Source organism: Paenibacillus sp. 1781tsa1, from assembly GCF_024159265.1.
GTDB lineage: Bacteria > Bacillota > Bacilli > Paenibacillales > Paenibacillaceae > Paenibacillus.
The window spans coordinates 2,166,188-2,179,284 of record NZ_JAMYWY010000001.1; the positions used below are offsets into that span (position 1 = coordinate 2,166,188).

Annotated in this window: 7 protein-coding genes; 6 read left to right on the top strand and 1 reads right to left on the bottom strand. The window is 49.6% G+C overall.

The features are described from left to right. Positions 1-15: 15 nt before the first annotated feature. Positions 16-435, bottom strand: a complete 420-nt coding sequence (locus NKT06_RS09755; protein WP_253433129.1) for a MarR family winged helix-turn-helix transcriptional regulator — start codon at positions 433-435, stop codon at positions 16-18. Positions 436-922: 487 nt separating this feature from the next. Between NKT06_RS09755 and NKT06_RS09760 the strand changes: the two genes are divergently transcribed. From NKT06_RS09760 to NKT06_RS31670, 6 genes are all read left to right on the top strand, one after another. Further along, on the top strand, positions 923-2,524 hold the full coding sequence (locus NKT06_RS09760) for an AraC family transcriptional regulator (RefSeq protein ID WP_253433132.1): 1,602 nt from the start codon (positions 923-925) through the stop codon (positions 2,522-2,524). 108 nt (positions 2,525-2,632) lie between these two features. Beyond that, entirely contained in the window at positions 2,633-3,613 is a 981-nt protein-coding gene (locus tag NKT06_RS09765; protein ID WP_253433135.1) for an ABC transporter substrate-binding protein, read from the top strand. 33 nt (positions 3,614-3,646) lie between these two features. Then, positions 3,647-4,426, top strand: coding sequence for a hypothetical protein (locus NKT06_RS09770; protein ID WP_253433138.1), 780 nt, complete (start codon positions 3,647-3,649; stop codon positions 4,424-4,426). A 331-nt stretch (positions 4,427-4,757) separates the two neighbouring features. Then, complete coding sequence (locus tag NKT06_RS09775) at positions 4,758-5,279, top strand: TetR/AcrR family transcriptional regulator (protein WP_253442460.1); 522 nt, start codon at positions 4,758-4,760, stop codon at positions 5,277-5,279. 119 nt (positions 5,280-5,398) lie between these two features. Continuing rightward, complete coding sequence (locus tag NKT06_RS09780; protein WP_253442462.1) at positions 5,399-6,352, top strand: SDR family NAD(P)-dependent oxidoreductase; 954 nt, start codon at positions 5,399-5,401, stop codon at positions 6,350-6,352. 350 nt (positions 6,353-6,702) lie between these two features. After that, positions 6,703-12,987, top strand: coding sequence for a beta strand repeat-containing protein (locus tag NKT06_RS31670; RefSeq protein ID WP_301289881.1), 6,285 nt, complete (start codon positions 6,703-6,705; stop codon positions 12,985-12,987). The last annotated feature ends 110 nt before the right edge of the window (positions 12,988-13,097 follow it).

Below are 13,097 nucleotides of genomic sequence, written 5' to 3' on the forward strand. Positions count from 1 at the left end.
TCCTCTATATATGGGTTAAAAATTGTTCTGCATACGTTCCAGAAAATCGGCGAGAGCTTGAACTTCATCTTCACTGAAATCTTGCAAAATCTGGTTGATGAAATTCGTCTTCTCTGCTTTGTAACCTTCAATCTGCTTTCGACCGTGGTCGGTGAGACGAACAAAAGTTACCCGATTATCTTCGGGGTTTTTACGTCTTGTTACCATCAGGTCTGCCTCAAGCTGTTTCAAGTGGCGTGTAATCGCAGCACTATCAATGTTAATGATTTTCTGCAGCATGGACTGGTTGATCTCATCGACCTGATCCAGTTCATGGAGAATTTCAAAGCGTGAGGAACTGATACCTGTACAGCGTTCGAACTTGGGACTGATTTTGTTGCCCAGCACGTTCAGCAGGTTGATGATCTGTTCTTCTTTGGAAACAATACGTGTCATGACTAGACCTCCCGGGTGAATCTGAATCATGAACAACGGCGTATGTTAACCAATAAATGATGTTCCAGTATACAATGCCATTGCCTAATGATTATTTGGATGCTCTCGATCATTGATGTATCAATAGTTGATGCCTCAATCATTGATGGCTCAATTAATATATCATGCCTTTTAGGATTTTGCAACAGGTTCAGAAAAAGAGGATGATTATACCTGTATTACCCCGGTACATAAGCATTGTCGTCTGTATAGGATGTCCATCTGCATGAATTTCTATCGATGGGTTGAGTTATTGAGAATTATTATCAATTGATCTATAATAAGAGGAAATGGCAATCGGAGTTTAAGTACAGAAGATATGAATTTGAATGATTACATCAAGCTGTGGAATCACTGGATACGACCACAAACATATTACTGAAAGCAAAATAATAGAGCTTAGTCAGGCGATTACAGTCTTCGGTCCGACAAGAGAAGGGACGTCAGCATGAAAGAAAATGATTGGGTGCAACGACTGGAGCAACTATATTTCACTGCTGTCCACATCTGCTATTACACCTGCAATTCGGGGACTCTCAGCCGCAGGGTCTGGAGGAGGTACGCCATTTGCAGGGTTATCGCTGGCAAGGGATCTTTGACTATGGATGAAGTTGTACATACGGTGTCCCAAGACGATTGGATTTTGTTGAAACCAGGAATGCATGTGGAGTTTCAGACAGATGTGGAAGCCCCTGTCCGATATCAGATCATTTTATTTTCCTGTGTGACACTTACCCGGAGTCGAAATGCTTGGCATAGCGGTGCGGTTGATTTTCCTGTTAAAGGCAAGCTTAACATTTCTTCCAACGCACCTGATATTCGGGAGATCATGGATACCCTGGTACGTGGAAAAGACTCTTTCACGAGTCTGGAAAAGACGCGCAGGAAACATCTTTTGCATCAGTTGTTGATCCAGCTAATGATGCATGTGAATGAAGCAGCTCCCCCTTTAGCGGGGATGGATCGGGCACTTGAATACATGACGCATCAGTATATGAAAGACATTCGAATCGATCAGATGGCCCGCATGGCAGGGCTAAGTGTGAATCATTTTATAAGAACATTCAAACGGCAATTAAATATGACTCCGATCGAATACATCCTGAAACAACGTATGGCGAAGGCCAAGCAGCTGTTGTTTTCTTCAGACAAAATCAAGGAAATTGCGGAGCAGGTGGGCTATAGGGATGAGCACTATTTCAGCAGAGTCTTCAAGAAAAACGAAGGTGTCGCCCCGACATTGTATATGAAAAATAAAGTGAGTCGCATTGCCACATTGTATTACGGGTTGGATGACTACGTAATAACGCTTGGTATGACGCCAGTGTCCGCACTATCTTATGGTCAGAGAGTGGCTCGACATGTTGCTGTTCCTGCGCTTCAAGCACACAGTCATCAGGGACTTATCCTGGACAGCTTCAATCAGAACTATGACGGGTTGAGGCGCGTCCAACCGGATCTGATCATTACAAGTGATCGTTTGGAGCCGAATGAATCCCTGCATCATATCGCACCCACCGCTATGCTGGAGCATACCAACCATTGTGGTGAAAGACTTCTGTATATGGCGGACATTATGGGACGTACCGAACAGGCTGTACAGTGGATTGAACAACATGCGAACCTGAGTCAGGTGCTTCGAAGACGAATTCAATCGAGATGGGGGAAACAGAGTGCCATGTTCATCCGGGTGACTTCTCATTTCTACCGAATGTATGGATTGAATAACCAGACAGGGGCCCTATTGTATGATGATCTGGGATTTTACTTGCCTCGTGATTTTCCGGAACAACAGTGGGCTGTAGAGAGTAAAGTTAGCGATTTGCAGTTATATGACGCAGATCATGTGTTTGTAATGGTCGATCCCACAGAAGAGGCACGTGCTCAACTGAGGCAATTACAGCAATCCAGTGCATGGTTGGCATTAAAGGCTGTTCAAGAAAGCCATGTCTATAATGCAGGAGATATTTTCTTCAAGACGCTGGGTCCAACCGGACGCATGTGGGCTATGCGATATGTAGCAGAGCAACTTGGGATTACCTTACGGTGATATTATGCAAGAGAAGAGAGTGGAATAATCCATGGTAAGCCTGTTCGCTTTTCCCTACTATAGTGATAATGATTATTATTATTACATAGTAGAGGGGATTTACTACAAATGGTAAGACAGAGAGTAGCAACGATGGTACTATTGGCCTTGCTTATATTCGTACTGGCCGCATGTGGCAAGACATCGGAAGTAAATGAAGCAATGCCTGAGCAACAGGATACACCTGTGGAAGAGAGTGGTACACAAACGATCGAGCATCTTAAAGGAACCGCGGTTGTACCGCAAAAGATAGAGCGTATGGTTGTGTTGTCCGCCGCTTACATCGATCACATGCTAACGATTGGTGAGAAACCAGCAGGCGTTAATGTAGAAGTTCGTTACGGCGGAGATTATCTTCCTTATCTTGCAGATCAGCTTGCTGATGTGCCAACAGTAGGGTCGGCAGATAGTCCTAATCTGGAGGCTATTCTTCAGATCAATCCGGATGTCATCGTTGTTGAGAGTCGAACTGCTGATAGTACATACGAGCAGTTGGAGAAAATTGCTCCGACGATTGTACTTGGTAACGAATGGCTGGATTATGAAGATGACACAACGTATTGGACACAGGATCTGTTGACCATAGCCGGGTTGTTCAACAAGGTCGATCTGGCCAAGGAGAAAATCGTAGAGGTGGAACAACAGGCGGAACAACTCAAAGCGAAGATCGAACAATTGGATCAGAAAAAGCTGGCTTACTTGCGTGTCAGAGAGAAGACTTTGCAAATTTATGCGGAAAAAGGGCATCCAACCAACACACTGTTGTATCATGATCTTGGATTTGTGCCCACTGCTGTGACGCCTGTTGAACAGCGTGAGGACCTGTCTATAGAGAAGATCGCGGATATCGATGCCAATTTCGTCGTTCTTGAGGTTGATCCGAATGCCGAGGACTATCTAAACAACATCAATGCAAGCTCACTCTGGAAGAGAGTGCCGGCTGTTGGTGAAGATCAGGTCTATACGACAGACTCGTTCTGGTTATTTAAGGGCTGGGGAGCAATCGGTCGCAGCGAGATTATTAACGAAGTTGAAGATATGATTCAATAGATGGGACGTTATCCAGGACATAACCATTCAGAGATGTCGGAAGTATTACAGCAATTCTTTGTGACGACGATCCGAGCAGACTGCAATGATTCCAAGTATCCTTTCCGAGTGAAGGATTTGCTGGATGAAGAGAAACGAGACTTAATATTGCGTGAACAGGCTATGCAACAAGGGCTTCAATTGGATGGAAAAGGGAGTGTAGCTGTCGGTACACTTTTTGCCAAGCGTTATTCGGTGTTGGTAATGGCCGTAATCTCTGCATTCAGTCTATACGACACTACACTTAGTATGGTTGATGATGATATACGGTTAGCATTGAATGGATCAGGCGGCATGCGATATGAGACTCTGCTAGAGAAAACCTTTCTGGAAGGTCCCGATCCTGTCCAGCGCAGGTCAGAGAGTACCTTGCTCAAGAAGAGAATGCTGTTACATCTGGTGCCTGTTCTGCGAGCGGTAGCTATTAGTACAGGGGCGAGTGATAAGGTCATGTGGTCTCTGGTTGCGCATAATGTGCAACAATTGTATGCACGTATGATTAATGATCAAAGAATATGGAAGACGGATCAACGGCTTGCACAGATCAAGGAAGATCAGAGCATATGGCTTGACGAACAAAATGAAAATGCATTTACATTTGCCATGAAGCTGAATCGCTTTGATCACCCCGAGTGGCAAGGACCGCCTTTCTTGATACGTCGATATTGTTGTTTGGCTTATCAAGTTGGAGACGGCAGTCATACACATGGTTATTGCAACAGTTGTCCGAAGCTAGATTCGGAATCCCGATTGCACAATCTTCTACAGGAGTGAACTGACATTTCGTACCGCATCGTCGTATCTATTTCGACGATCCTTGTTCTCTTCGAAACTGACGCCAGAGGCTTGGGAGAGACCATGTCCAAAATCCTCTTTATAAGGAATCGGTCTGGACATCGACATGTTCCATAACCTGCAGCGGCTTAAGCCAACGTCTGCGGGTTTGTTGGTTTTGGAGAGAAGGTTCAGGCAAACGTATGGAAAATTCCAGTAAGCTCAAAAATGAATGACTTTTCACGCTTTTGGATTTTGCGTTGATTACATGAATCGGATATACTTCAGGTTATTGATCAATTCATAACTGTGCGTTGGAAGGGGAAAAATGATGGCTAAAGATACAGCAGCATCGGTTAATCGGCGAAATGATATTATCTCTGCAGCGATTGACGTCTTCGCGGAAATTGGCTATTATCGTGCGACTACAGCTCAAGTGGCTGAACGGGCGGAGATTTCACAGCCGTATATCTTTCGTTTTTTTAAAACAAAAGAAGCTTTATTATTAACTGCTATTGAAGTCTCATGGACACGAGTGATTGAATCGTTCCGAATCGTTGTGGAGACGGCGACGCCTGATCAGTTGGAAAATGACCTAATTGAAGCCTATGATAAGATTCTGGAATCTCACAAGAGCGAAATCTTGCTTCAAATGCAGGCGCAAACGATCCGGGAAGAAGTCATTCGTCAGGCCATGCAAAAGGGCATTAGTGATGTACGAAGCATGGTACTGGAAGCTTTCACAGTTGCAGGAATTGCGGAACCACTTAAAAGGACCATGATTTTCCTGGCGATCGGGATGTTGTGTAATGTATCTACAGCACTGGATATGCCGGAGCTGAAGGAGAGATAGAGAGGGAGGGAAATTCCCTTTTTTAATTTTAGTTATTGATCAATCACTAAATATGGTTTATATTAGTTCTAGGTAAGTAATTGATCAATCACTAAATTAATGAAAGAGGTCGGTATATGATGAAAAAAGCTATTGTTATTGGAGCTACTGGTGGAACAGGTGCAGCGATTACGGAGGAATTGATTAGACGGGGAATTTCTACGATTGCATTTGGGCGCTCCCGTCAAAAACTGGAGCAACTTGCGGTAAAGCTGGGATCTCCGGATCACCTGCACATCGCAGTGGGAGATGCATTTCGGTCGGATGATATTATTGCCGCTTCCCAGGAAATTGATGTCATGTTCCATTGTGCAAACGTTCCGTATAACGAGATGGAGAGCAGGCTGATTCCGCTGGGTGAATCCGTAATGGCGGCGGCAGAACACTTGGGTCTGAACGTGGTTGTAATAGACGGAATCTACCCTTATGGCAAAAGACAGATGAAAGAGGTAACGGAAGAACATCCAAAACAGCCACATACCCGCAAAGGCAAGACACGACTCGCCTATGAACAAATGTTATTCAGCACAAGATGGAGCAGAGCTCAGGTGATGATCGTTCGCTTGCCGGACTATTATGGCCCAACGGCCAATCAGGCTTCCTATCTGGGTTCGACGCTTGAAGCAATAGCGAAAGGCAAGATGGCTTTTTTTATCGGAAATATGAAGGTACCCAGAGAGTATATCTATTTACCGGATGCTGCGGTCATGGTGGTGGAGTTGGCAAGCAGGGAGACGACATATCGGCAGAACTGGAACATTCCTGGATCAGGGATCATCTCGGGTCATGAGATTGTGCATATGGCACAGAAGGCTGCGGGAAGAAGAAAGCCTGTGATCGCGTTAGGAAAAATGGGACTGTCATTAATTGGACTGGGTGTACCCGTTATGAAAGAAATTGTAGAGATGTTATATCTGACTGAGGACCCGCTGATCTTGAGTAGACAAAAGTATGAGGAACGGATTGGCCCGGTTGTGGCAACATCTTTTGAAGAAGGAATTGCGTTAACGATTAAGGAGTTGCAGGGAGAGTAGAGAGGAATATATTTTTTGTTAAGAAGTAATTGATTGATCACTAATTTTGTGGCTTTCATTAGGCTTATTGAATAGGGCGCACAAAGCTAGTCCCGGGCATAGAGTGTACTATTGTAAAAAGCGGAGATTTGACGTGGTGTACAAGGAGGGGGGATGTTCTTGTGAGCGGTGTATTCAGAAAGAAGCGTAAAATTTCATCAATCAGCAAAGTTAAACGGAAATCCAAAAAATCCAAAAAGCACTCTATTTCAAAGAAGAAGAGTAAGTCTTGTAAGAAAATCAGACGTTCATGCAAAAAAAAGAAAAGCCACAGAAGCCCTTTCCTTCGAGGCCCACGGGGTTATCGGGGAATGAGAGGATACACCGGAGCAACTGGAGCTACAGGGTTAATCGGAGACCCTGGGTCTCCAGGCAAAAGGGGAGCAATCGGTCTAACAGGACGAACTGGAGTAACTGGAATCACGGGAAGTACCGGAGTAACTGGAGCCACAGCTACAACAGGTGCAACAGGAGCTACCGGACTAATCGGGATTTCAGGTGTGACTGGAACTACAGGAAGCACAGGTAAGACCGGTCCAACGGGTGAGGCGGGAGCAACAGGATCTACAGGAAGCACAGGAGCTACAGGCGCAACTGGCATCGGATCGACTGGAGTCACAGGAACAACCGGCGAAACTGGAATAACTGGATTTGGTATTACAGGCGTGACCGGTGCTACAGGAAATACTGGTATAACTGGCTTTACGGGCAGCACCGGATTTACAGGAGCTACTGGTCCAACTGGAATTGGTGTGATGGGACTAACTGGAGCAACTGGTGAGACAGGACTAACCGGATTGACCGGTTCAACGGGGACTACTGGAAACACAGGAGCTACAGGGGAAGCTGGCACAATAGGACCGACCGGATTGACCGGTATAACTGGTGTTACGGGTGAAACGGGAGTTACTGGCATAACTGGAGCAACAGGAAGCATCGGTATCACAGGAGCTATTGGTCTAATGGGTGTTACAGGCACCACCGGTATCACAGGTACGACAGGTGTGACGGGAGTAACTGGTTTTACGGGCCCAACTGGTGAAACAGGAGTCACGGGTCCGACTGGTGCAGCTGGAATTACTGGCGTCACCGGAGAAACGGGTCTAACTGGGATTACAGGTGTAACGGGCCCAATCGGAGCCACTGGAGAGACGGGGGTGACCGGGGTTGCAGGTACGGATGGTGCCACGGGACCCACGGGGGCTACTGGGATAACCGGAATGACGGGAATCACGGGTGTAACTGGAGCTACTGGAAGTACTGGTGCTTCAGGAGTTACAGGCGTTACCGGGACTACTGGCATTACGGGTGCCACTGGAGTAACAGGTGTCACTGGAGAAACGGGGTTAACTGGGGTCACCGGTCCGACTGGTGTTACAGGTTCAACTGGCATTACCGGAACCACAGGCATCACAGGTGTAACCGGAACTACAGGAATCACGGGCCCGACGGGTGCATCTGGAATTACTGGCATAACCGGTGAAACAGGAATAACTGGAGAAACAGGTAGCACAGGAGCAACGGGAAGTACTGGTGCTTTAGGAATTACAGGCCCTACCGGCTCAACTGGAGATACAGGAACGACGGGTCCAACAGGTGCAATAGGACTTACTGGCTTAACCGGAGCCATTGGAGGGACTGGGGTAACCGGGGTGACTGGGGAAACGGGCCCTACTGGGATAACCGGAATCACTGGTGCAACCGGAACGACAGGGATTACTGGATCTACGGGAGATACAGGAACCATAGGAACGACCGGTGCAACTGGACTTACTGGGATCACGGGGATTACCGGAGTTACTGGCATGACAGGTATGACTGGCATAACTGGCGTTACGGGTACAACTGGTGTGACCGGAGCCACAGGCGTCACTGGAGAGACGGGTCTAATTGGGAGCACAGGTCCGACTGGAATTACTGGTATAACCGGTACCACAGGTTTCACCGGAGTTACAGGTGCTACAGGATTTACCGGCACTACTGGTGCGACCGGAGCAACTGGATTTACTGGAGAAACAGGAACTACGGGTATCACAGGGGTGACGGGTGTAACAGGTGTTACAGGTCCGACTGGGGTTGCCGGATTAACTGGAAGTACTGGCACGACAGGACTAACCGGGACTACGGGGATAACCGGGGTCACTGGCGAAACAGGCACGACGGGTCCAACAGGAGCAACAGGAATAACCGGTGTCACTGGAGAGACGGGTTTTACGGGATTCACAGGTACCACAGGAGTTACCGGCATAACCGGAGTTACAGGTCCAACTGGTGTTACAGGACCCACTGGATCTACTGGAGAACCGGGATCGACCGGGGCTACCGGCACGACCGGGGTCACAGGTACGACGGGTGTGACAGGGCCAACAGGTGCCACTGGCGTAACGGGAATCACAGGAGCAACCGGTAGCACGGGAGTTACTGGCGAGACAGGAACTACAGGCATAACTGGCGTTACGGGAACTACAGGAGTTACAGGTGCAACTGGGATAACCGGACCCACTGGATCTACTGGAGAACCGGGATCTACCGGCACGACCGGTATCACGGGTGCGACAGGTGCGACAGGACTGACTGGAGCAACAGGTGCCACTGGCACGACTGGCGAACAGGGCACGACAGGCATAACCGGTGCGACGGGTATTACAGGTGCAACTGGCGAAACAGGAATTACTGGATTTACGGGTGTCACAGGCGTAGCGGGAATCACAGGAGCTACGGGTGTAACAGGTAGCACAGGAGTTACAGGTGCGACAGGAATAACTGGGGAAACTGGTAGCACTGGCATCACGGGTGCAATAGGTGTGACGGGACCGACTGGAGCAACAGGGGTAACTGGAAATACTGGATTTACAGGTGCAACTGGGATAACTGGTATTACTGGACAGACGGGGTTTACGGGAGTCACAGGTACCACAGGAGTTACCGGACCCACCGGATCTACTGGAGAAATGGGATCTACCGGCACGACGGGCATCACGGGTGCGACAGGGATAACCGGGGTCACAGGTACGACGGGTGTGACAGGGCCAACAGGTACAACTGGCGAAACAGGAATTACTGGAGAAACGGGATCGACTGGGGCTACCGGATCTACCGGCACGACGGGCATCGCGGGTGCGACAGGTGTGACGGGACTGACTGGAGCAACAGGTGTCACTGGCACGACAGGCGAACCGGGCACGACAGGCATAACTGGTGCCACGGGTATCACTGGAGAGACAGGGATAACCGGCGTCACAGGTCCAACTGGTGTTACAGGACCCACTGGTTCTACTGGAGCAACAGGATCGACTGGGGCTACCGGATCTACCGGCACGACCGGCATCACGGGTGCAACCGGTGCCATGGGTATTACAGGAGAGACAGGGATAACCGGGGTCACAGGTCCAACAGGTGTGACCGGGTCAACAGGTGCAACTGGCGAAATAGGAATTACTGGATTTACGGGTGCCACTGGCGTAACGGGAATCACAGGAGCAACGGGAGCAACAGGTAGCACGGGAGATACTGGCGAGAGAGGAACCACTGGAGAAACAGGTAGCACCGGCATCACGGGTACGGCGGGTGTGACTGGGTCAACAGGTGCAACTGGTGCCACGGGTATCACTGGAGAGACGGGATTTACGGGAGTCACAGGGGGAACTGGGAATACGGGAGCAACAGGTGCCACTGGCGAAACAGGAATTACTGGATTTACGGGTGTCACAGGCGTAACAGGAATCACAGGAGCTACGGGTGTAACAGGTAGCACAGGAGTTACAGGTGCGACAGGAATAACTGGGGAAACTGGTAGCACTGGCATCACGGGTGCAATAGGTGTGACGGGACCGACTGGAGCAACAGGGGTAACTGGAAATACTGGATTTACAGGTGCAACTGGGATAACTGGTATTACTGGACAGACGGGGTTTACGGGAGTCACAGGTACCACAGGAGTTACCGGACCCACCGGATCTACTGGAGAAATGGGATCTACCGGCACGACGGGTATTACAGGTGAGACAGGGATAACCGGGGTCACAGGCACGACGGGTGTGACAGGGCCAACAGGTGCAACTGGCGAAACAGGAATTACTGGATTTACGGGTGCCACCGGCGTAACGGGAATCACAGGCGCTACGGGTGTAACAGGGAATACAGGTATCACAGGTGAGACGGGGCTTACGGGATTCACAGGTACCACAGGAGTTACCGGTATAACTGGCGTCACAGGTCCAACTGGTGTTATCGGACCTACTGGTTCTACTGGAGAAACAGGATCGACTGGGGCTACCGGATCTACCGGCACGACGGGCATCACGGGTGCAACAGGTGTGACGGGACTGACTGGAGCAACCGGTGCCACTGGCACAACTGGCGAACAGGGCACGACAGGCATAACAGGTGCCACTGGCACAACTGGCGAACAGGGCACGACAGGCATAACAGGTGCCACGGGTATTACAGGAGAGACGGGGATAACCGGGGTCACAGGTATTACAGGAGAGACAGGGATAACCGGAGTCACAGGTCCGACAGGTGTAACAGGGCCAACAGGTGCAACTGGCGAAACAGGAATTACTGGATTTACGGGTGTCACTGGCGTAACAGGAATCACAGGAGCAACGGGAGCAACAGGTAGCACGGGAGTTACTGGCGAGACAGGAACCACTGGAGAAACTGGAATTACTGGAGAAACAGGTAGTACCGGCATCACGGGTACGACGGGTGTGACTGGGTCAACAGGTGCAACTGGTGCCACGGGTATCACAGGTTCGACTGGGATAACTGGTATCACTGGAGAGACGGGGCTTACGGGAGTCACAGGTACCACAGGAGTTACCGGTATAACCGGAGTCACAGGTACGACGGGTGTAACAGGGCCAACAGGTGCAACTGGCGAAACAGGAATTACTGGATTTACGGGTGTCACAGGCGTAACAGGAATCACAGGAGCTACGGGTGCAACAGGGAACACAGGTACCACAGGAGTTACCGGTATAACCGGCGTCACAGGTCCAATTGGTGTTACAGGACCCACTGGATCTACTGGAGAAACGGGATCGACTGGAGCAACAGGTGCCACTGGCACGACTGGCGAACAGGGCACGACAGGGATAACCGGAGTCACAGGTACGACGGGTGTAACAGGGCCAACAGGTGTAACGGGAATCACAGGAGCAACGGGAGCAACGGGAGCAACAGGTAGCACAGGAGTTACAGGTGCGACAGGGATAACTGGGGAAACTGGAGAAACAGGTACCACCGGCATCACGGGTGCGATAGGTGTGACGGGACCGACTGGAGCAACAGGGGTAACTGGAAATACTGGATTTACAGGAGCAATTGGGATAACTGGTATTACTGGACAGACGGGGTTTACGGGAGTCACAGGTACCACAGGAGTTACCGGTATAACTGGCGTCACAGGTCCAACGGGTGTTATCGGGCCTACTGGTTCTACTGGAGAAACAGGATCGACTGGGGCTACCGGATCTACCGGCACGACGGGCATCACGGGTGCGACAGGTGTGACGGGATTGACTGGAGCAACAGGTGCCACTGGCACGACAGGGATAACTGGTGCCACGGGTATTACAGGAGAGACAGGGATAACCGGGGTCACAGGTACGACGGGTGTGACCGGGTCAACAGGTGTCACAGGCGTAACGGGAATCACAGGATTTACGGGTGCAATAGGTAGCACGGGAGTTACTGGCGCGACAGGACCTACAGGGATAACTGGCGTTACGGGAGCAACAGGGGTAACTGGAAATACTGGATTTACAGGTGCAACTGGCGAAACAGGAATTACTGGATTTACGGGAATCACAGGAGCCACGGGTGCAACAGGAATCACAGGTCTTGCGGGAGTTACAGGCACGACTGGAAATACGGGAGCCACTGGGGCCACAGGAAGCACGGGTGCGACTGGTTCTACAGGAATAACTGGAACAGCAGGTATTACAGGAGCAACCGGCCCGACAGGACCAACTGGAGCTACCGGAATTACGGGTGCTACTGGCGTAACGAGTGCAACAGGAGCAACTGGCACTACGGGTGCAACAGGTATCACAGGGGCTACAGGTGCAACCGGGGAAACGGGGGCCACTGGGCCAACAGGGCCTAACTTTGCCACACAAGGGTTCTCGGCCTTCTTGGCTACACTTTCTACAGCAACGAGCACACAGTTAACCAACTGGACAACAACGAGTCCTTATTATGGTAACGCCAACTTCAACGCAACGACAGGAAATTATACGGTGCCCGTGACAGGAAGATATTCCATTGTCGCCACGATCAATTATGCAACGACTGCAGCGATCGCCTTATCACTGGGCGCTGGGGTTAACCCAGCCTTTCTTGTTCAGAGAACATCACCTACGGTAACTACGCTTGTTAGTGGCTTGCTGCCTATCTTGAACGTAGCCGTTACATTGCTTACCCTACGGGCTGTCTTGGGGAGCAGTTCAGTTACTTTGGCGGTAGAAGTGGCATTGAATGCTGGAGATGTAATTGGATTGTTCTATGCCGCAAACGGGCTAACGATTACGTTGAACTTGGGCAGCGGTGCAACAAATGGTATTTTTTGGTCTGTACATGAGATCACCTAATAACTTTCCAACGGATTGTGCCTATGGACAAATTCGTAAACTTGTAATAAGTTAGTTTGAAGATATTCGAAATATCTTTTGGAAAGTGGACTAACAAGTGAGGTGGATTT